Source organism: Fimbriimonadaceae bacterium (assembly GCA_019638775.1).
Classification (GTDB): Bacteria; Armatimonadota; Fimbriimonadia; order Fimbriimonadales; family Fimbriimonadaceae; genus JAHBTD01.
On sequence record JAHBTD010000002.1, the window covers coordinates 934,565 to 956,587 of the forward strand.

Sequence of the window (22,023 nt, forward strand, 5' to 3'; positions counted from 1 at the left end):
TTCACGATCATGATGAAACTCTTAGGAAGATTCCGCATGAACTCCCTGAAAGCGTTCTTCGTCTTGATGGCATCCATGCTCGGGATGCTCCTGCCGACCAAGGCTTTTGCCTCCGGCGGAGAAGACGTCACGCTGAATTTTGCGAGTTCAGACCTCATTTACCTCTATGTGTCGCTGTTCTTTGGCGCACTAGCTGTCTTATGCGCTTGGTTCGTTGGAAAGCAAGTCATGGCGCAGTCGCCTGGCGACGAAAAGATGCAGAGCGTTGGCTTAGCCATCCGGGAGGGCGCACTCGCCTACCTGAAGCAGCAAGTCAAGACGATGCTCTACTTCGTCGGAGCTCTTGCGCTTGTGCTCGGCGTCTACTACAGCCAGACCTACAGCGCTGCTATGGGTATTGCCATTGCAGTCTGTTTTATGGCTGGTGTTGGTGCATCATATGGCGCTGGCTACATCGGCATGCTCATGGCCGTCAACGGCAACATGCGCACCGCTTCGGCAGCTCTAACCAGCTACAAGCGTGCTCTTGAAGTCGCATTCCGCTCAGGAGCGGTGGCGGGCTTGGTCACGGTCGGTATGGGCTTGATCGGTGCTACGCTGATCTTCCTCATCGCCAAGGGCGACGCCATGAAGCTGCTGGTCGGCTTTGGTTTTGGAGGATCGCTCGCCGCGCTCTTTATGCGTGTTGGTGGAGGCATCTTCACAAAGGCCGCCGACGTTGGCGCTGACCTCGTAGGTAAGGTCGAAGCCGGTATCCCCGAAGACGACCCCCGCAACCCCGCCGTTATCGCCGACAACGTTGGTGACAACGTCGGTGACTGCGCGGGAATGGCCGCCGACATCTTCGAATCTTACGAAGTCACACTCGTCGCTGCAATCGTTCTCGGTGCTGCAACTGCCGCAATCTTCGATCAGACGACCTGGATGAAGCTCATCCTCTTCGCTCTCATGGCCCGTGGCGTTGGCATCATTGCCTCAATCATCGGCATCTTCATGGTGAAGGGATCGGACAACGTCGACGACGACCCGCTCAAGGCTATCCGCCGTGGCTTCACAGGCTCTGCCATCATTGCTGGAGTCGCCACCCTCGTGCTCGCCTTCTTTATGATGGGCGGCATGTCGATGATTAACAAGAACATGAAGCCGATCGGCACCGACCGTCTCGTGTCGCTTTCTCACTACGAGAAAGAAGAGCACAAGGTCGTTGTCCAGGTTCGTGAAGAAGTTGCAAAGTCTAAAGGCATCCCCTCTTGGCAGATCAAACCGGAAGATATCAAGGACGATCCGCGCATCAAGGCGTTGAAGTTCGACGAGGGCCAACCCGGAGATCAGATGCTCCAGCAAGCGCTCATGCCGGACAACATGAGGCCCAAGGAAGTTGTCCTTCAAGGCTATAAGAGAATCGATCGGAGCGACAAGAATTCCGTTCTCTATAAGTACTCCACGATGAAGCCGGCAGAGCCGGGCGATTCGCCCACTGCCCCTCAGTACATCACGCTTGGCGACTTCTTCGATACGGAGAAAGAAGTCGACAGAGACGGTAAGAAGATCCTCGAAAAGGTAAACGAGATTGTCGTCTTCAAAATCAACTTCAGCCAACCCGAGCAAAAGGGCCCCGACGGTCAAACCGTTGCCGCCACGAGCAGGGTGATCTGGATTGCTCTTCCCAAGAACTTCCTTCTTGAGCAGAAGAAGATGATGGAGGAGAACAAACTCGGCTCCATCGAGATCCTACACGAGGCTCCGCTGGCGTTCTACGCGACCGATGATGGCTCGCTTGCCGCTGGCATTGAAGCGCCGGTAGGGACTGGTCCTCAGCAGGTGGAATTCCCCCATCGTGTGATCGTCCAACTGCCCTCCTACTACAAGTACTCGCCAGACGAGATGGCGGGATTTGCAAAGGAGATGCAGGAAGGGAAAATCCAAAGTCTGCCCCAACAAAACATCGAACTGGGTCACGTTGACCACCAGGTTGTCCCGTGGTATCTGTTCGCGTTTGCGATCATCATCGGCATCTTGATGGCGTTCGCTTTCGAAGCGATGACCGACTATTACGTTTCGACGCACAAGAAGCCCGTTCAGGAAGTTGCCGGTGTTGCAACTGCCGGTCCGGCTCCGATGATCATCTCCGGATTTGCACTCGCTTGTGAATCCAGCGTGTTCTCGGTGCTTGCTATCGTCGTCGCGCTCATCGTTCCGATGTTCCTCTTCCCGCCTGCGCTGTACGGCGGCCTGATCTTGAGCTTCTACGGAATCGCTCTCGTCGGCCTCGGATTGCTCACCACCACAGGATTCATCCTCGCGATGGACACCTTTGGACCCATCTCAGACAACGCTCAGGGCGTCTTTGAGATGTCGGGAGCAGGTCATACAAGTCCAGAAGGTGCAAAAGCAGTTCAGCGGCTGGACGCGGCTGGCAACACAACCAAGGCCCTCACCAAGGGCTTTGCCATCGCCACCGCGGTGGTTGCGGCGGTCGCCCTGTTCCACTCGTACATCGAGTCGGCCAAGCTCACAGGAATTGGCCTTCCACTCGACGTACCCGCGATCTTCCTTGGATTTATGATCGGTGGAGCTGCGCCGTTCCTCTTCGCTGCGTTCTCGATCAACGCAGTAGGTCGCGCTGCATTCGAACTGATCAACGAAGTTCGTCGGCAGTTCCGCAACGACCCAGGCATCATGGCGGGCACAAGCAAGCCGAACTACGGCAGCTGTGTGGCTATCGTCACAAAGGCTGCTCAGACAGAGCTGCTTGGACCGGGCGTACTCGCCATTGCACTTCCGCTCGCAACCGCGTTTGGATTTGCAATGTTGCCCGGTGGTCGAACCACCATCGGTGGAGTCGAATACAACCTCAGCGGCGCGCAGGCCCTTGGTGGCTTCCTCGCCGGTTCAATCCTCTCCGGTCAGCTTCTCGCCGTTATGCTTGCCAACTCAGGCGGAATTTGGGATAACGCAAAGAAGGTCATTGAGGATGGACTTCACGGAGGAAAGGGCACAGAAGCTCACAAGGCTGCTGTTGTCTGCGACACCGTTGGCGACCCATTCAAGGATACGGCTGGTCCGGCCCTGAACCCGCTCATCAAGGTCATGAACCTTGTGGCGCTTCTGTTGGCCCCGACGATCATCCTTCCCTACGACTGGAAGGTCCTGGCAACCATTACAACCCTGTGTCTTGCCGCGCTCGCGTTCTCGATCTGGTGGTCGAAGCGAGCAAGCATGCTGACAGGAATGGAAGCAGCCGTCGCCCAAGCTCCCGCCGCAGGTAAGCGCCCGCTCGATGCACCCGCACCGAAAAAGCGCATCACCGTCGACGACGATGAGTCGGAAGGTGAGAAGGTCGAATAGCCCTTCACAACTGTGAAACAATCAAGCCCCTCGGTCAAACCGAGGGGCTTTTTTGGCTCTAATTGACCCTGAACGAAGGCCGTACGAAATTATTCGTCCGCATACTGACAATTTCCGGCTTAGAATAAGAGGGACAGATCGACGTGGCAAGGTTTCCATTCGGGTCAAGCCACATGGTCAATATCCTATCGGAACCTTGCTATACCGGGCATAAAACCCGGAGGGGCAAGTATGGCCGACTTAAAGGATATGGAAACCGCAAAATATGCGCGCCGAGAGTTCGTCAAGCATCGTATCGATATTACGTTGTGCGACCTTCTCGTCCGACACGGTGTGGTTTATCTCCGAGGCGTTGTTCAGGCCGAGCGAACCGCGCCTTATGAGGATGTAAGGGAGGAGACCCTTCGCATCGCCCGCCTCCTGCGCCAAATCCAAGGGGTGCGTGATGTCGTCGTCGAGTGCCAATACAAACGATAAGCGATGTGCTTGATGCTTGCTATCGTGCGGTGAACGTGGGATACAGATCGCCCAGCAGGTAGAAGCTGCCTGTGATGAGGAGGATGCCGTTATCCGGCGTGACCTCAAGGGCGCGACGTAGCGCCTCTGCGCTGTTAGGAATCGACTCAACGCACCGAAAGTGCGAACGAATCTTCTCCGCTAACTCTTCTGCTGGCACCCGTCGATAGAATTCAACCTCGGTCACGACGGCACGATCCGTCATCCCCTCAAAAGCCCGATAGAATCGGTCGGGATCATGCCCTGCCAGCATAGCCGTGAGCAACACCACGGGCCTGCCTGGATATTGATTCCGAATCGCTTCGGCAATGGTGTGCGCCGACTCTCCGTTGTGTGCTCCGTCAAGGATGCACTCTTTCCCCTCGATGGCTCTTCGCTCAAACCTGCCCGGAAGGCGAGTCTGTTTCGCCCCCTCTCGAACTGCACAATCCGACACATGTGCCCCGGAAGCAACCATCGCTGCCGCAGCCAAAGCCATGTTATCCACCTGATAACTGCCCGGCAGCCCAGGAACGAGTCCCTCAATTAATCGACCAGGCATCGCCACCGAGTAATCCTGACCCGTCGGGAGAACTGTGATCTCGCGTCCCAAGCGCCAAAGCTGGCTGTCCTGCTGTCGACAAACCTCAGCAATGGTAAGTTCAGCCTCCACCGGGAGCGTTCCGACAACGGTTGGTCTCCCAGGTTTCACGATTCCTGCCTTCTGAGCGGCGATTTCAGCGTGGGTAGAGCCCAGCAGGTCTGTGTGGTCCAGCCCGATCGAAACAATCACGCTGCAAGCCGGATTCACAAGATTGGTCGAATCGAGCCGTCCCCCGATCCCAACCTCCAACGAAACCCAATCACAGTCCGCCTCCTTCCACGCGAGAAACCCCATCGCGGTCTTAAACTCAAACTCGGACACGCCCCCAAACTCGGTCTCCTCAAATGTCTCTGCAATTGGGGCCAGCCGCTCAGCAAGGGAAGCAAACGCCTCCTCCGAGATCATCTGGCTGTCAACCTGAATTCGCTCGCGTATGTCGTAAACGTAAGGGCTGAAGTAGCCTCCGGTCTTGTGCCCAGATTGGACCAGCATGGACTGTATGAAAGCTGCGGTAGACCCCTTCCCATTTGTGCCGGTGACGTGGATAAAGCGCGGCCTTTCACCCAGCACCGCCTCTTCAAGACCCGCGCGTCGGACGAACTCTTCCATGCGGTCAAGCCCGCCCCGCCACTTCTTGTGCTTCAATGAGCTCAGATAGTCAGCCGCTTGGCGGTAGGTCATCGGTCGGGGCAAAGCGGACATTAGGCACGGCGATGTTACTCCACAATGGGGGTATCGGGTACCTTAGGAGGGCTTCAGTCGGGGTGTGGCGCAGCTTGGTAGCGCGGCTGCTTTGGGAGCAGCAGGTCGCAGGTTCAAATCCTGTCGCCCCGACCAATTCTTCAAAGCGTTTTCTAGTGGATGGCAAGTTGTCGGCCGGTCGCCAACAAACGCCCATCAAACCGCACTTCCAAATGACATCAAGATGATATCAAAACGATATCACTTTGCAATTATTTTCATGTCATTTGTTTGCAGGCAAAAAAACCTCACCCGCATTGGCTTTGATCCTCTTGCCACCCATTTGGGACACCATCCAATTTTGAGAATGCGATCCTCAATTGTGAGCAGTGACGTGATCCGTGATCCGTGATCCGTGATCCGTAATCTGTGATCCTTGATTCGTAAATCCAAAATCCGAAATCCAAAATCGCAAATCCAAAATGGCCCGGGTCGTTGCCCGGGCCATGTTAGGGTTGATGAGGTTTTGTCTTGTCAGGAGTTGGACCTCTTATTTGCCGCCCTTGATCGTGAAAGTCTGACCGTCTTTCGAGAAGCTGAGCGTGTACTTGCCATCGGGCAGCTTGCCTAACAGCTCACGCTGCTGAGGAGTGAGGTCTTCGGGTGTGAGGTGTCCTCGGCTCTTCATCAATTCCTTTTGCTTGGGCGTGAGGCTCTTGAGAAGCTTTTCGAACTCAATCGGGTCCTTGCCGTTCCAGGAGACCTTGGTGTCCTTCATCTTCTCCATTGCCTTTTTCATCTCTTCCGATCCCATTTTTTCCTTCATGGTCTCGTGGAGTTTGAAGGCCTCGCCTCGGGCTTTCTCGGCCTGCTTTAGAGCCTTTTCCATTTCAAGCTTGTGCATGGGATCGAGCTTGATGTCTTGAAGTTTCATGACCTCTTCCATGCGTTTCTTCATGACGTCGGAGTCCAACTTCATCTTGGTTTCGGCAAGTTTCTTGAAGGCCTCGCCTCGGGCTTTCTCAGCCTCTTGCATGGCTTTCTCGACCTCTTTCTTCTGATCGGGCGACATCTTGAAACCCTGACCATGCGGGAAGTCGAACTTCATCTTATCCAGACCCTTCGTGTGCAGCTCCATCATTCGCTTGACATCGGCGCTGTCCATCTTCATTCGGAAAGCGTCGGAGTCGAACTTGAAGTTGCCGCGCTGCGACATGATCTGTCGTAGCTGAGCCTGAATCTCCGTGAGCTTCTTTTGCAGATTGGCGGATTGCTCCGGGCTCATCTTGGAATCTCTGTTCTTTGAGATCTCCGAGATCGTCTTTTCAAGCTGCTCAAGGGCGCTCTTGAGTTGCTTTTGCAGGTCGGAATCTTGCATCCGATCACCGAGCAGTTTGTACTCGGGGATGGGGGATGTGCTTAGGAAATCGAACTCGAAAGGCTTGGGCTCTTGGTGCGACCACGAGAAATCGGATCCTGCGATCTCGCGCAGCGCTGGCAGTCGGAACATGATCTCGCGGCCGTCGAATTTCGCATCAATCGGAGCCAGCATTTCAAACTTGCCTGAACCCAGCGCTTGCGGATCGACACGTACACTAAAACCGCTGGATTCGACGCCTTGCTTCGTTGAGAAAATGAAGTGAGCGTCGCTGCTTTGGCCCATGTCACTTTCGGGCATGAAGGGCTGGAACACGGCACCGATGCCGTTATTCGTTGGGGGCGTCGGCACGATAAAGCCCTGTACGGTATCGGGATAAAGCGTAAAGATGCTGTCGTTTTGCACCCATTTGCCGTTGGTTTGAGCGGCAATCGCTTCCATCGCCTCGTCGATCGTAGCTCCACGCAGAGTGAGAGAGACCTTTCTGTCTTGATAGTATTGATCGGCACAGACAAAGCTATATTTGCCCAAGCTCATCCAAGCCAAAACGTCACCCAGCTTCTCATCCCTGAAGCTTCTTGTGATTCGTGAATCGTTGCAATCCGATTGAAATGCCTGCACGGTGCTTATCGCCACACCGCAGACCACGGTTGCCATCGCAAGATATTGCCAGCTCTTCCTCATTGCATTCTCCTTGGGACCTACTAACCTCAATACGGGAGTACTCCATCTAAGCTAAGTTGAGTTCCCCCGCAACTTAGTTTGCGGCAATTTTGCCAAATGCCCTTATTGATTGGTCGAATGTGCCCGAAAGCCCCGGAACAATCGGCGTATCGGGCTTGTAACAATCGCGAACTATAGGGCTATTGTCTTGGCACAATTGGGGTGATCGGATTTCAGGCAAGGTCCGCGACGTGAGACCCTCCACCGCAAGCGGTAGGAGGGATGTAGCTCTGCTCCCGGATTTCACGCAGAGGTCGCAAAGGGGCAGAGTGCGCAAAGTTAGACCCTCCACCGCAAGCGGTAGGAGGGATGTAGATCTGGCTCTACGGATTTCACGCATAGGTCGCAAAGGGGCAAAGTACGCAAAGTTGGACCCTCCACCGCAGGCGGTAGGAGGGATGAAGGGTACAGGCAAGATGCCTGCACGACAACCGGGATTGCCTTCTTAGAATTTGAGGCCGATGTCCATCATTCGGCGATACGTCAACGCAGGAAAGCGCGAATAAATTCGCGCACTCCCATAAGGTGGAGACAACCTCTCCCAAGCCTCAAAGCCACCCTGCCGAGTATCATCCATCAAGCATGGAAATCCTCCCTTCGCAGGTGAACTTCAACGACGACGAGCACAAGGGCAACCGAGCCGCGATGGACGCCATCATGGCGGAGTATCGGCAGAAGACGGCCCAAGCGATGATGGGCGGAGGCGAAGCCCTGATCGCCAAGCACAAAGCTCGCGGAAAGATGCTGGCGAGAGAGAGGATTGAGGCGCTTTCCGACCCCGGTGCGCCGTTCCTGGAGTTCAGCACGCTTGCTGCCTACGGCATGTACGACGGAGATGCGCCCTGCGCGGGTGTGGTGACGGGGATTGTGCGCGTGCACGGGCGGGAGTGCGTGGTCGTGGCGAACGACGCCACCGTCAAAGGCGGCACCTACTTCCCTATCACGGTCAAAAAGCACCTGCGTGCGCAGGAGATCGCCCTAGAGAACTGCCTTCCCTGCATCTATCTGGTGGATTCGGGCGGGGCGTTTCTTCCCCTCCAATCGGAGGTCTTCCCCGATCGCGACCACTTTGGACGCATTTTTTACAACCAAGCGCAGATGTCGTCGCGGGGGATAGCCCAGATTGCCTCGGTGATGGGCTCTTGCACCGCTGGCGGGGCTTACGTGCCGGCGATGAGCGACGAGTCGATCATCGTAAAGAAGCAGGGCACGATCTTTTTGGGCGGGCCTCCTTTGGTAAAAGCCGCCACCGGCGAAGATGTGACGGCGGAAGAGCTTGGCGGCGCGGATGTGCACACGCGGATTTCCGGCGTGGTGGACCACCTTGCCGAGGACGACGGACATGCGCTGGAGATCGTGCGGAATATCGTGGAGAATCTTGGGGGCTTAAGTAAGTCCAATAGGACCAATAAGACATATACGTCCTATGCACCGGAAGACCCCGTACATAACGTAGACGACCTCTACTCCCTCATCCCCACCGACACCAAGCACCCCATGAACATGCGCGAAGTGCTGGCCCGCATCGTCGACGGCTCGCGCTTCCAAGAGTTCAAGGCGAACTACGGCACCACCCTAATCTGCGGGTTTGCCCGGTTCTATGGTCAGCTTGCGGGCGTCATCGCCAATGACGGCATCCTCTTTTCCGAGTCGTCTTTGAAGGGCACCCACTTCATCGAGCTATGCTGCCAGCGCGGCATTCCGCTGGTCTTTGTGCAGAACATCACGGGCTTCATGGTCGGCAAGAAATACGAGAACGAAGGCATTGCCAAGAACGGCGCGAAGCTGGTGACGGCGGTCTCGACTGCGAATGTGCCCAAGTTCACGGTGATCGTAGGCGGAAGCTACGGCGCGGGCAACTATGGCATGTGCGGGCGGGCATTCCAGCCTCGGCAGCTTTGGATGTGGCCCAATGCACGGATTTCGGTCATGGGCGGCGAGCAGGCGGCAAACGTTCTGCTGACTGTGAAACTCGATCAGCTTGCCGCCGCTTATCGCAAGGCGAACCCTGGAGCCCCGGCTCCCGCGCCCGAATCTCTAATGTCTTTAGAGGAACAAGAAGCCTTTAAGGCTCCGACTTTGGAGAAGTACACCGATGAGTCGTCCTGCTACTACTCCACGGCGAGGCTTTGGGATGATGGGATTATCGATCCGGTGGATACTCGACGAGTGATCGGGCTTGGGATTGAAGCGGCGCAGAATGCTCCGGTGGAAGAGCCACGGTTCGGCGTGTTTAGAATGTAGGCTGGCTCTCCAGGTCCGGGTTTGTTCTCGGCGAGCAAGCTCGCCGAGAACAAACATCCGACTCTCCTCCCCCTTGATGGGGGAGGTCCGTGAGCGAAGCGAACGGGGTGGGGGTGATTGGATGGCAGGGGTCTGTTGGACCGGGGGACCGGCCATTAGATACATAGCTCTGCGACCCTCAGCAGAGACTTCTGCTCACCGCAAATCTGCGCTAATCGTCACCCTCTCCCCTGCCCCTCTCCCATCAAGGGAGAGGGAATTCCCGGAGTTCTCTGTCCGGGCGCGTTGCGCCCGGACAGAGAACTGGATACTGATGTGCGCCAGTCTGAGGCGTGTGCGCCAAATCCTGTAACTAATCAAGCAGAGTTGTGCGCCAAACTGTGTAGTGCGTTAAAGCCTGCAGCAGGACTGTCAGGGGGAGACAACGAATGAACTTTAGTGCCAGAGAAGTCCAAGCAGCTCCGTGAATATGCCCGTCAAAACCGCGAGGGCATGACCGACGCTGAGCGTGCATTATGGAGAAATCTGCGCAGGAAGGAGATCGGATTTCGCTTTCGTAGGCAACAACCGGTCGGCTACTACATCTTGGATTTCTACTGCGCGTCAGCCAGGGTTGCCATCGAGCTTGATGGTTCTGGACATAGCGATCTGAAGGAATATGATGAAGAGCGAACTAAGTACTTGGAAGCTGAGAACATCTATGTGATGCGCTTCACCAACAACGACGTTCTTTCCGATGTCGAGTCCGTTGTCGCCAGAATTCTTGAGATATGTGAGTCTCGCCAAGGATTCCGCTATTGATTCTCCAGGGCGCTCACATTGTCCCTAACCTCAGACCTCGCGTGTCGATACCTTCATTTAGAGTGCAGGCAGGGATGCCTGCACCACAAACAGGATCAAGTCCATAAAGACATTGAGGACAGTGTCGATCCAGCGGCGATGAATCGCCCTGACTCAAAGCGCGAATAAATTCGCGCACTCCCAAATCCCTCGGAACCTTCCCGCTCGGATCGCACATACTTATAGGCACACCTATGAAAGCCCGAATCCTTCTCCTCGTCCTTTCGGCGATCGTCGCGGCGGGGGCGTTCGCCCAGGAAGTCCCGGCGAACGTCGCCAAGTCACTCAAGGACGCCAGCGCGGCTGTCGCCAAGATCGTCGCCCTGCCTGCCGGACAGCGGACGTTTGAAAACACCGTCGCCGAGCTCGACCGCATCACCGCCAAGATGGACACCGAGACCAGCCTCACCGCGTTCATGCAGTTTGTGAGCACCGACGCCAAGGAGCGCGAGAACTCCCGCGCCGCCGACGAGGCCATCCAGAACTGGTACATCGATCTTGGCAAGAACGAGGCGCTGTACAAGGTTCTCAAGTCGGTTGCCGACAAGAAGCCCAAGCTCGACCCCGTGCAGCAGCGACTGATGGATTTCACGCTGCGCGACTATCGACGCTCCGGCATGGACCTCTCCAAAGAGAAGCGCGACCGGCTGAAAGAGATTGAGATCGAGCTGACCAAGCTGAGCATCGAATTCGACACCAATATCGCCGAAGATGCCACCCGCCTTCCCCTCACCTCGGCAGAGCTGAAGGGCGTTCCGCCGGAAGCCTTGGCGGGCAAGCCGAAGAACGGCGACGTTTATCTGCTGGGCATGGACGGCCCCACCTACGGCGCGATCATGGACTATTGCGAAGTAGAGGCCACACGCCAAAAGACGCAGTGGCTCTATCGCCGCCGCGCGGTCAAGAACGTGCAGGTTCTGGAGAAGCTGCTGAAGCTTCGATGGGAGCAGGCCACGCTGCTGGGCTACAAGAACACGGTCGATTACGAAGTCGAAGTCCGCATGGCGAAGAACTCGGAGACGATCAAGAAGTTTTACGACGATCTGCTTCCGGTGGTCCGCAAGAAGGCTCTTGCCGACTTTGCCGAGTTTGAGGCCGCCAAGAAGGAGTTCACCAAGGACTCGGATGCCAAGTTCATGCCGTGGGACTACTCGTTCACCAAGAACTATCTGATGCGCACCAAGTATGCGGTGGACAGCCAGAAAGTGAGCGAATACTTCCCGATGGAGCGCGTGATGGAGGGCCTGTTCGGCATCATCCAGAGCCTCTACGGCGTGGAGATGCGGGATGTGACCAGCAAGGCCAAGGAGCTGGGTCTGCCGATCTGGCACGAGGACGTGAAGCTGTACGAGTTCTACGACAAGGCTTCCGGCAAGCTGCTGGGACGGCTCTACACCGACCTCTACCCCCGCGACAACAAGTACAACCATGCGGCGTGCTGGGGTCTGCAGGCCCGTCGGGTGCTGGCGGATGGCACGGTCGTTCCCCCGCTTGCGGCTTTGGTCTGCAACTTCACCAAGGGCACAGCCGAGAAGCCTTCCCTGCTTCCACACGACGAAGTGGAGACTTTCTTCCACGAGTTCGGACACGGTTTGCACAACCTGTTCACCACCGCCAACTATGCTCGGTTTGCGGGCACGGCGGTCGCGCGAGATTTCGTTGAAGCGCCCTCGCAGATGTTTGAGAACTGGGTGTGGCGTCCCGAGGCGTTGAAGACCTTTGCCAAGCATTACAAGACCGACGAGGTCATTCCAGATAGCCTGATCGCCAGCATGAAGGCCGCGCGAACGCTCGGCAGCGGCATCGAGACCGAAGGCCAGCTCTTCCTCGGCAACATGGACTATGCGTTCCACACCGCTCCCGGTGGGAACGTGGACACGACCAAGGTCGCAGGCGAAGTTTATGAGAAGTTCACGCTCTACAAGAACGTGCCAGGGACGTTCTTCCAGGCTGCATTCGGACACCTGACCGGATATCAGGGCGCGTACTACGGCTATATGTGGTCGCTGGTCTATGCGCAGGATATGTTCCAGCGGTTTGACGAGCTGGGCGTCCTGGACCCGAAGGCGGGGGCCTACTACCGCGACAAGGTTTTGGCGCGGGGCGGCACGATGGACGAGATGGAGATGCTGCGGGATTATCTGGGCCGTGATCCGAAGATGGATGCGTTCTTGAAGCATCTTGGGCTCGGAGGGGGATAGGTTCGGGGCGTTGGCGGTTGGGTGTTGGGGTTAGGCGGTTGACCTTGCCGCTTATCCCTTACGCCTTACCTCCTTACGATCCTTACCCTTCCGGTGAGATTTCAGAGACGCAAGACGTTGAAGTTTGCGGGACTCGCTTGATATGCCAAGACTCTTTATTGACTGGTATCGCAAGGGGCATTTTATTGGTTTCATGCAAGACATCCTTCTTGCGGTCGACCCCACGGAGGATCGTTTTGAATGGTTGGTAACGGACGTCGTTGCCCACACCCCCGATCAGACTTGGCTTGCCGAGCGGGAGTTTTCCGCTCCTACGTTTGACCTTGTGCGGGCGATGAGCGAGGTGTCGGTCCAGTATCAGTTCGCTGTGTTTTCGGCGTTTCGACTTGCGGAGGCACCCGACCCGAACTTCCTTCCCGTCTACCCAAAGATTGAAGACAGGCCGGTGCTCTGGACTCCCGATGTTGAGCCGCAGCATCCTAAGGCGCTCTTTGAAATCTTGCAATGCGACAACTGCTACGTTTGTGCGGCCTGTCGCGAAGATCGTTGGTTGGATTACATGAAGCGATGTTTCCCGGGCGCCACCATCGAAGACCCATTCCAACGGCCTTCGGGTGATGAGTCTTAGGTTCAAAATGGGCAATTGAGGGCCGAATGTCCCGAATGCGATGGACCCTTCCGATCTTATCGCCGTCTAACATGTGCAGGTCCTTGGCAAATGTGTCGGGACGGGCGGCGGCAAAAAAGAAAGGAGATTCCTATGAAGATTCGATCTATAGCAGCACCTTGGCTCTTAGCAGCCGCGCTTAGCGCACCTATGCTCACGACATCGATGGCCGATGCTCAGAGCAGCAAGAGAGATTCGGTGGCGCACCGCCAAAAGACAAAGAACGAATGGCGAAACATCGCTATCGGCTCTGGAATTGTCGCCCTGATCGGCTTGTCCGAGAAGAACGGCACACTCACAACCTTGGGTACCGTGGGTGCACTGTATGCGGCGAGCCGCTACGAGCATGACCGCAAGAGTCAGAGCAAGCTCCAGCGCGAGCGAGCCGCGCTCTATAGCCGCGAGCGATTTACCTACAAAGGCAAACGCTACGAGCGCAAGACTGTCATGAAGAATGGCAAGAAGTACTACAAGCTCGTCCGTTGCTAAGAGTGGTCGGCGATAAACCGATTTCACACCCAACCCTTCCGCGAGCGATCCGAGTCACCCGGGTCGCTCGCTTCCTTTTATCCCGGTCCATCTTCAAAAACTGGCGGATGAGTGTCCTCTGCCCTATCTGTAAGGCCCTGAAACTTCTTGAAATGTCGATATTCTGAGTTCAACGCGGTTCATTTTTTATATTTTCTAAATTTTTGACCCATTTTTTTAAGAAAACTTGAAACCTGCTGTGTCTTTTCTGCGATAGTATGTGTGATGAGCAAAGATTCGCAGCACACGTTGCCTCATCGCGATCCGATCTCGGGCAAGCCGCTCTATGTTTCAGAGCTGGCCTGTGAAGAGAGCGGCGTTACGATTCGAGGCAGATTCGCCATTCCGCCATATGCGCAACTTGACCCTGACCAAGCCCATTTTCTGGAGACTTTTCTTCGGTGCCGTGGGATGCTCAGCTCCATGGAGAAAGAGTTGGGCGTTAGCTATCCCACGGTACGGGCTCGTCTGGACGCCTTGCTGCAGGCGCTTGACCTGAAGCCGATTAAAGATGATACAAAGACCAAGGAGAAGCTGGAGGAGCGGAAGAGGAAGATCCTCGATGATTTGGAGGCCGGGAAGATCTCGGCTGATGAGGCTAAGCGGAAGATCAAAGAAGGTGTTAAGGCATGAAGGAAGAGATTCGAAGGATTATGAATCTGGTCAAAGAGGGCAAATTGAGCCCCGAGGACGCAGCGGAACTTATAGATGCATTCTCGAAGGAGTCTCAGGAGGAGACTTCCGAGGGAAACTCGCACAGCGAGGAGACCACGGGACAGTCCGGGGAGAAGAGCGGTCCTCAAACCCCTCCTCCGCCCCCGGAAGACTCGACCCAGGGGAAATCGAAGGACCCTTTCAGAGGTTTTGTGGATATTGTGGAAGGCCTCGAAAAGCAGGTTCGCGAGTCCGTCGATTGGAAGAAGGTCGCCGATCAGGTGCGGGAAGGCACGAACAAGGGTTTCGAAGGGCTGAAGTCCTCCTTCGAGCAGATTAAGACGGGCAATTTCAGCTTTAGCGCGTGGGCATCGAGCGAAACGAAGGTTGTGGAGCTTCCTCTTATCGTCAGTGAGGAGAAGACTCTGCGAATCGAAAACCCCGTAGGCAATATCAAGGTCGTCGGGGGAGCTTCGAGTGGCTACGCCAAGGCTACGGCTAAGGTTCGGGGAAGCGACGATATGGACGCTCGGATGAAGGCCGACGGCTATACGCTCATCATTGAGGAGAGCGACCACGAAGTGCTCATTCGCCAGCCTGATATGGCGGGTACGAGCGTCGATCTCGAGCTTTCTATTGAGGGCAAGTGCGCGGTGGAGATACACACCGGCTCGGGCGATGTCAGAGTCGAGAACACGGGCAAGGGCTGCCGGATCAATACTCAGTCGGGCGACACGTTCCTAAAGGGTCTGAACGGTCCGGTGGATGTCACCTGCCAGAGCGGCGATCTGCGCATCGATAACTCGTCAACGACGATGATGACTATCGAGAGCACGAGTGGCGACATCACCCTTTATGATGTGAAGGGGATGGTCCGGGCTCGCAGTGCGAGCGGCGACGTGGCGCTGAAAGAGTGCGCTGGAAAGTCGGTCTCGGTGGAGTCGGTTTCGGGCAATGTCTCGATCGACTTGGTTGAGCCGATTACGGGCTCGCTGAATGTGAGGAATGTCAACGGAAATGCAAGCATTGCAGTGCCGGATGGATCGGACTGCCGAGTCTCCCTTTCTACTCTGCGTGGGCATGTGCACTCGTCAATCGAGCTCGAAGATGAGGCGAAGACGGAGACGCACTTGACCGGCAAAATCGGTGAAGGGGCAGGAACGCTTGATGTCAGCGCGGTCAACGGCGACGTGAGCTTGGCGTTGAGACTGCATTCGGCTGTGTAGCCGCTTCTTTGCAGAAATTGGATAGGACCTGCCGGACTTGTTGTCCGGCAGGTCCTATTTTTTATCTTTGGCGGTGTTTCTGTGCCCCGTTTCTGCATTGTCGAAAAACGCTTTGCGGAGTGCGCTACCCCACCCCCTACCCCCTCCCCATTTCTCCTTCGTCGAAACAAGGAGGGGGTTCGACTGCTCGCAGTTGTAAGGGTGGTTAGGATTGTAAAGATTGTAAGGATTGTAAGGATTGTAAGGATTGTAAGGATTGTAAGGATTGTAAGGATTGTAAGGGTAAGGCAAGATAGGCTTAGCACAGCCCAACGCCCAACGCCCAACGCCCAACGCCCAAAAAAAGTATCCTTCTCGCACATGCTGCGCATTGACTTTGTGACGCTCTTCCCTGAGATGGTGCTGGACGCCGTTGGGCACAGCATTCTCAGGCGAGCTGTTGACGCGGGCAAGGTCGGCTTTGGCGCAGCCAATCCGAGGGATTTCACCGAGGACAAGCACCGCACGGTGGACGATAAGCCGTTCGGGGGAGGGCCTGGGATGCTAATGATGCCAGAGCCCGTAAGCCGGGCCATTGAGAGCCTGCAGCCTGGACCAAGCGCGGCTATCGTCATGACCGACCCCACCGGGGAGACTTTTCAGCAAAAGCATGCGGTCGAGCTAAGCCAGAAAGAGCAGGTGATCTTCCTTTGTGGACATTACGAGGGGATCGACGACCGCATCCGGCAAAAGTACGCCACGCATGTATTCTCCATTGGCGACTTTGTGCTTACAGGCGGAGAATTGCCGGCGCTTGTGATGGCGGATGCGATCACAAGATTGCTTCCGGGCGTGCTGGGTGACAGCGACAGTCTTACGATCGACAGCCACTCCGATGGACTGCTCAGCGCCCCCCAATACACAAAGCCCGCCGAGTGGAACGGAATGGCGGTTCCAGACGTTTTACGGTCTGGAGATCACGCCGCGATTGAGCGGTTCAAGCGTGAGCAGGCATTGAAGCTGACAAGAGACAGGCGGCCGGACCTATTTTGCCGGGCCCGTCTGGATAAGAAAGATGTGGATATGCTATCCTTCAACGCTCGTCGGGAAGCTGATCGTGACTGAGCGAACCTACGGAGATTATCCCCATGTCGAAGGGCGCAATTTTAAAGAGTGTTGTTGAAGAGAGTATGAAGGCCGATCTGCCTAAGATGCGGCCGGGCGATACGGTGCGCGCCCACGTCAAAGTCCGTGAGGGCGGCAAAGAGCGAATCCAGGTTTATGAAGGCCTCGTGATTGCTTGCAAGAACGGCGGCATTGGCGAATCGGTCACCCTTCGCAAAATCAGCAACGGAGTCGGAGTCGAGCGAACCTTCCAGATTCACTCCCCGCTGGTAGCCAAGTTTGAGGTTCTGCGACACGGTATCGTCCGCCGAGCCAAACTGTTCTACATCCGCGATCGCGTTGGAAAGCGCGCCCGAATTCGAGAGCGACGTTCATAAACTGCCGTGCTACCTTTTGCGCAAGCACAACCAAATAAGTTCGCCGATCTTATCGATACGCTTGCGCGTACCCCTCTGAGCAAGGTCGTTATCTTCGTCGTCATCTGTACGATCATCCGCATCGCGGTTTATCCGGTGCTGATGAAGACCCCGGCTCATCAGCGTGGCCTGGGCTATGGAGTCGCTCGGTTTGCGAATGAGATGCTCGATGCGATCATTTACGCGGGCGTCTTTGTTTTCCTGCTTGTGCGACCGTTTGGAGTCCAGACATTCCGCATTCCTTCGGAGTCCATGGTCAGTACGCTGCTTATTGACGACTTCCTAGTCATCAATAAGGCGGTGTATCGGTACTCCGATCCCAAGCCGGGGGATATCGTGGTCTTCAAGCCTCCGACTTACGCCTGCACCGCCGATCAGATTGATGAAGATGGACAGCCCAAGGTCGACTTTATTAAGCGATGTGTCGGTGTTGCCGGAGACGTCGTCGAAATTCGAAACGGCGTCTTGTTTCGCAACGGGCAGCCCGTAGACGAGCCTTTCCGAAACGGTATCAATCAGCTCGATTTCAAGCTTGTCAAATACAACGGCAGCTACACGACGTGGAAAGGACGCTACATTCCAGTCCAGTTCCGAGATCAGTATTACAACTGGTTCCTTGATGGAATCGCACAGGAGTTTGCGGTTGGTGGACTCCCTGAGGAGAGCAGCCCGGCTCCCTGGCAAAATAGCTGGATCACGACTTTTGACAAACTTTCGCCCGAGCAGCAAGAGCTTGAGGACGAATTGAGAAATTCAGAGCCCGCGGCAATCCCTAAAGGCTACTTCCTTATGATGGGCGACAATCGCCAGAGGTCGTTCGACGGTCGTGCTTGGGGACTGGTGCCGCGAGAGGACATCGTCGGGCGCGCAGAGGTGATCTGGTGGCCTGCGCGAAGAATGAAGAGCGAAAGAGGGCACGAGGGTCAGGGCACTGAATGGAACTGGCAGCGTACGCCCAGCATCCCGCTTGATCCGCCCGCTTCTGGACCCGGACTCGGTGGGCCGTCCCCGTCGAATTAGCTCCCACGAGTTACAATAAAGGCGTGGAGAAAATCCTTCTCGCTGCGCCACGAGGCTTTTGTGCCGGTGTGGCCTATGCGATCGAAGTCGTCGACTTAGCTCTCAAGGCCTATGGCCCGCCGCTTTATGTGCGCCATGCCATCGTCCACAACGAGTGGGTTGTGCAGAGCTTTGAGCAGCGTGGGGTTGTCTTCGTCGAAGACGTGAACGAAATACCCGAAGGCATGCCGGTAGTCTTCTCCGCCCACGGCGTCTCTCCTCAGGTTCGTCAGACCGCCGAAGAGCGCAACCTACGCGTCATTGACGCCACTTGCCCGCTCGTAACGAAAGTCCACAACGAAGCCAAACACTACGCTCGCAAGGGCTATTACATGATCTATATCGGTCATGCTGGGCACGTGGAGGCCGAGGGCACGATGGGCGAGGCGCCCGGGCGAATGGTCTTGGTGGAAAACCCAGAAGACGCCGAAAAGGTTGAGATTCCCAACGATTGGGAGAAGCTTGCGATCCTGACTCAGACCACCCTCAGTGTCGAGGAAGTACAAGAGACAATGGTCGTTCTGCGAAGGCGATTCCCGCGTATCGAGACCCCAAAGAAGGAGGACATCTGTTACGCGACCACCAATCGGCAATCGGCGGTCAAGCAGATGGCGGATGCCTGCGATCTTCTTCTCGTAGTCGGGTCAAAGACATCCTCCAACTCCAACCGATTGCGCGAGGTTGGGGAGGCGCTTGGGGCGGAGGCTCACCTGATCATGTCGCCGGAGGACGTGCGTCCCGAATGGCGAACGAACTACAGGATTGTTGGGCTTACCAGCGGAGCATCGACCCCTGAGCACCTTGTCGAAAGCATTATCGGGGAGCTGCTGCGCGACCGTCCGGAAGTGCCGGTGGAAGTGATTGAATCGGTTGCGGAAGACGTGCATTTTATGCCTCATCGCGACTTGATCCAGCTCGCTCAGTCGAGATAGTTCTGCTTGCAGGGTTGCTGAATCTGATGGTCTGCGTACCTAGGACAGACTATCTCATCGTAATTTCAGCTTGACGGATATGACGAACATCGGGTGCGTTCGTCAGCTTGCGGCTCCGATCATCATATTTGCAAAACTGCTCGTGCAAATACGGAACAAAACCGTATGCAGTCATGAAACGACGCACTGCCTTCACTCTCATCGAACTTCTCGTCGTCATCGCCATCATCGCGATTCTCGCTGCGATCCTCTTCCCTGTTTTTGCACAAGCCAAGAACGCGGCGAAGAAGACGGCAAGCATTAGCAATATGCGCCAGGTCGGCACGGCGTCGATCCTGTATGTGGGCGACTATGACGACACCTCGCCTACGCTGTACTACTACGACGCGACGAACCTCTCGATTCCGAGCACGCAGGGCTTTTACTACTGGCCCGTGTTGCTTCTCCCGTACACCAAGAATGAGGCGATCTTCCTTTGCCCCAACGACCGCGATGAAGATCCGGTGCTTCAGGACTCTCAGGGGCGCGGGCGATTTGACCCTCAGAACGAGCTGCACTATTACATCATGGGGGCGAATCCAAGCTACGGCTACAACTATCGCTACTTCACAACACAGATCAATACGCCTGATCCGAACGGAAGCAATCCGACTCCGTTCTACTATGTGGGCAAGAATCTGAGCGAGATCCAGTCAACCGCCGACACCGTTCTCTATGGCGAAGCCACGATGAAGGACAAGGCGCGTCCGGGCGGTGGCACGATCACCTCAACGATTGGATATTCGCGAATTGAGCCGCCGACGCGATGGACCGGTGTTTGGCCTCACGCAGCGGCATTTGGGCAGCTGTGGCCCCGATACAATCGGGATGTGGTCAACGTCGTTTGGGCGGATTCTCACGTGAAGGCGACGCCGCTGAAGTCGCTACGAGGTCCAGCCTCGAACCTGGATCAGTACTGGAACGGTGGGGGGATTCAGTGAGGTAAGGATCGTAAGGATTGTAAGGATTGTAAGGATTGTAAGGATTGTAAAGAGGGAGGTCGGTATTTCATCTGAAATACCGACCTCCCTCACCGTTCCTTACTCCTTTACAATCCTTACGATCACCAGCTACTTCCCTATCTTCTCGCCATCGACCGTGTACGCCGCGATCAGCAAGAACATTTCGTCGGTGGTTTCCTCGCCCCATCGGACCTCTTTGGGAGGGTCGTTGGGGTTTCGGGGGTTGCTGGCTGAGTTGTCGTAAACGGCTTCAACCAAGAGTCTGGTTCCTTTCGGCAACTTCTTGGGTTGCTTGAGCAGATACGACATCTGCCAGTTGAAGTCCCAGTCGTTGATGAAGATCAAAGGCTCTTTGGTTCCATCGGGATAAATAGCCGTTGCCTTCATTGATCTGCCTAGCAGGTGCATGTGAGGCATCAACCCGTGCAGCGTCACATCGCCAGGCAAGGAGAAGGACTTGTCGACAGGAATACTCTTTTCGCCGGCGGGCAGCCTCAGGCCAAAGTTCATGAGCCAACCAAGCTGCATTTTGCTGGTGATCTTCTCCTTGGCGAAGTAGAGGCCGAGCTTGGTTTGGTCCATCTCTACCTTTCCTGTTCGATGGTAGTGGACTTGGAGCACGATGGTCGTACCCGGTTTTAGCTCAAATGCGGTGCCGTCTGGGGTGAACTGCGGACGCAGCCCAGGTGCCCAACCGCCGAGCGCGCCGCTGGGCAAGAATCCGACTCCGCCGAACCCAGCGTATCCTTCTTTTCCATCAGTTGTCTTGGCTTCGTTTTTTGCGGATTGACCTGTGTTGTCAAGGAATGCGATAACGTGGTGCACAACAGTCTTATTGCCCGGGCGCACGTCCATCGCCTTCACCCATTTGGTTTCTGTGAAGTTGGTCTTGATGACGAAGTGTCGATACTCGTCAGCGCCGTCGGCTTCAACGCGATAGGGCGCTTTGCTGGAGACGATAAGGTCGGGCTCACCGAGTGTCCAATTGCTTGCGAATTCGGGAGTTTTGGGCTCCTTCTTTGCATCGCCTCGCGGCGCACCGGCTTCATGCCAGCGCTTGATGGTTTCGATCTGCTTCTCACTTAAACGGTTCTCGTCATGAAACTCACCAATCCCCTCGACCGGCTTCCAAGGTGGCATCCGCTTGGACTGAGTTGTGGCGACGAGCATAGGCGACCACTTTCGGACATTCTCGTAGCCCACCAAAGAAAACGGAGCGACCTCGTTTGGTCGGTGGCACTCCATACAGTGCTTGTTGATGATTGGAGCGATGTGCTCAGCGTAGTTCACGGACTCGGCAGTTGGCACTTCCTCGCCAGCCATGAGCAGGCAACCAACGACGTCGGTCTTGCGGTACTTGGGTGACTTCCCTGCCGCCAAGGCAGCGAGCGTGTCTTTCGCATAGTGGTTCTTGACCAGGGTAGGGTCTTTGCTGTCGTCGATAGCTCCCTGATAAACCTTTTTCCCTTTGGCATCGAAGATGATGATTGTCGGGACGGTTGTCACTCCTTCGGCCTTTGCTCTTGCACCACCGAGGTCCAGTTCAAACGGGACTTCGCATTCGCGCTCGGACAAGAAAGTTTGGCAACGGTTTGTTGTTTCCATCTCGTTCGGGAAATACGCTTTGAACTCGATCCCTTTTGGAACGTAGGTTTCATAAAGGGCGTTGATCCTCGGCGCATACCTTTGGGCGATGGGGCAATCGGTGCTCAAAAACAGGACAACCGAACCGGTCGGCTTTGGTTTTGAATTGGTTTGCGCCAGCGCGAACACGCCAAGAGCGAGAGCGAGCGTTGCGAGAAGTGCAGATACGTACTTTTTTCCAAGGTTCATCGTTGAGTCCTTTTCGATCAGACGTTCAGTCTACGCCTACTTTATCGCGAATGACGAAGAAGCGGAAGGCTAGTTCACAAGTAAACTGG

17 protein-coding genes and 1 tRNA gene are annotated in these 22,023 nt (G+C 55.8%); 15 read left to right on the plus strand and 3 right to left on the minus strand.

The annotated features are described in order from the left end of the window. Positions 1-36 precede the first annotated feature (36 nt). Positions 37-3,348, plus strand: coding sequence for a sodium/proton-translocating pyrophosphatase (locus KF784_10565; protein ID MBX3119500.1), 3,312 nt, complete (start codon positions 37-39; stop codon positions 3,346-3,348). A 231-nt stretch (positions 3,349-3,579) separates the two neighbouring features. Then, complete coding sequence (locus tag KF784_10570) at positions 3,580-3,825, plus strand: hypothetical protein (GenBank protein ID MBX3119501.1); 246 nt, start codon at positions 3,580-3,582, stop codon at positions 3,823-3,825. Between the two features lie 19 nt (positions 3,826-3,844). Here the strand turns inward: KF784_10570 and KF784_10575 are convergent, their stop codons facing one another. Continuing rightward, positions 3,845-5,149 carry a bifunctional folylpolyglutamate synthase/dihydrofolate synthase gene (locus KF784_10575; GenBank protein MBX3119502.1) on the minus strand — a complete coding sequence of 435 codons (1,305 nt, stop codon included), beginning with the start codon at positions 5,147-5,149 and terminating at the stop codon, positions 3,845-3,847. Between the two features lie 58 nt (positions 5,150-5,207). Between KF784_10575 and KF784_10580 the strand changes: the two genes are divergently transcribed. Beyond that, positions 5,208-5,284, plus strand: a tRNA-Pro gene (locus KF784_10580). A gap of 394 nt (positions 5,285-5,678) precedes the next feature. On the opposite strand, the gene KF784_10585 is transcribed toward KF784_10580, so the two are convergent. Continuing rightward, complete coding sequence (locus KF784_10585) at positions 5,679-7,190, minus strand: hypothetical protein (protein ID MBX3119503.1); 1,512 nt, start codon at positions 7,188-7,190, stop codon at positions 5,679-5,681. Positions 7,191-7,811: 621 nt separating this feature from the next. Between KF784_10585 and KF784_10590 the strand changes: the two genes are divergently transcribed. The 12 genes from KF784_10590 (at position 7,812) to KF784_10645 (ending at position 20,080) form a co-directional block, all read left to right on the plus strand. Further along, the gene (locus KF784_10590) at positions 7,812-9,473 is read left to right on the plus strand and encodes a hypothetical protein (GenBank protein ID MBX3119504.1); all 1,662 of its coding nucleotides are present in this window, start codon (positions 7,812-7,814) and stop codon (positions 9,471-9,473) included. A gap of 438 nt (positions 9,474-9,911) precedes the next feature. Beyond that, positions 9,912-10,274, plus strand: coding sequence for an endonuclease domain-containing protein (locus KF784_10595; protein MBX3119505.1), 363 nt, complete (start codon positions 9,912-9,914; stop codon positions 10,272-10,274). A 233-nt stretch (positions 10,275-10,507) separates the two neighbouring features. After that, entirely contained in the window at positions 10,508-12,514 is a 2,007-nt protein-coding gene (locus tag KF784_10600) for a Zn-dependent oligopeptidase (protein MBX3119506.1), read from the plus strand. 142 nt (positions 12,515-12,656) lie between these two features. Further along, a complete protein-coding gene (locus KF784_10605) occupies positions 12,657-13,142 on the plus strand; it encodes a hypothetical protein (protein ID MBX3119507.1) in 486 nt (161 codons plus the stop codon). A gap of 132 nt (positions 13,143-13,274) precedes the next feature. After that, a complete protein-coding gene (locus KF784_10610; protein ID MBX3119508.1) occupies positions 13,275-13,670 on the plus strand; it encodes a hypothetical protein in 396 nt (131 codons plus the stop codon). Positions 13,671-13,934: 264 nt separating this feature from the next. Further along, positions 13,935-14,342: a DUF2089 domain-containing protein gene (locus KF784_10615; GenBank protein ID MBX3119509.1), complete on the plus strand. Its 408-nt coding sequence runs from the start codon at positions 13,935-13,937 to the stop codon at positions 14,340-14,342. After that, complete coding sequence (locus tag KF784_10620) at positions 14,339-15,589, plus strand: DUF4097 family beta strand repeat protein (GenBank protein MBX3119510.1); 1,251 nt, start codon at positions 14,339-14,341, stop codon at positions 15,587-15,589. Before KF784_10615 ends, KF784_10620 begins: the two co-directional genes overlap by 4 nt. A gap of 360 nt (positions 15,590-15,949) precedes the next feature. After that, positions 15,950-16,693 (plus strand): tRNA (guanosine(37)-N1)-methyltransferase TrmD, encoded by a 744-nt coding sequence (gene trmD / locus KF784_10625; GenBank protein ID MBX3119511.1) that lies wholly within the window; start codon positions 15,950-15,952, stop codon positions 16,691-16,693. 23 nt (positions 16,694-16,716) lie between these two features. Beyond that, positions 16,717-17,070 carry a 50S ribosomal protein L19 gene (gene rplS, locus KF784_10630; protein ID MBX3119512.1) on the plus strand — a complete coding sequence of 118 codons (354 nt, stop codon included), beginning with the start codon at positions 16,717-16,719 and terminating at the stop codon, positions 17,068-17,070. 6 nt (positions 17,071-17,076) lie between these two features. Continuing rightward, on the plus strand, positions 17,077-18,129 hold the full coding sequence (gene lepB / locus KF784_10635; GenBank protein MBX3119513.1) for a signal peptidase I: 1,053 nt from the start codon (positions 17,077-17,079) through the stop codon (positions 18,127-18,129). 23 nt (positions 18,130-18,152) lie between these two features. Continuing rightward, positions 18,153-19,100 (plus strand): 4-hydroxy-3-methylbut-2-enyl diphosphate reductase, encoded by a 948-nt coding sequence (ispH, locus tag KF784_10640; protein MBX3119514.1) that lies wholly within the window; start codon positions 18,153-18,155, stop codon positions 19,098-19,100. A gap of 173 nt (positions 19,101-19,273) precedes the next feature. Next, on the plus strand, positions 19,274-20,080 hold the full coding sequence (locus tag KF784_10645; protein MBX3119515.1) for a prepilin-type N-terminal cleavage/methylation domain-containing protein: 807 nt from the start codon (positions 19,274-19,276) through the stop codon (positions 20,078-20,080). Positions 20,081-20,209: 129 nt separating this feature from the next. Here KF784_10645 and KF784_10650 read toward each other — a convergent pair whose 3' ends face one another. Continuing rightward, the gene (locus KF784_10650) at positions 20,210-21,934 is read right to left on the minus strand and encodes a hypothetical protein (GenBank protein MBX3119516.1); all 1,725 of its coding nucleotides are present in this window, start codon (positions 21,932-21,934) and stop codon (positions 20,210-20,212) included. Between the last annotated feature and the right edge of the window lie 89 nt (positions 21,935-22,023).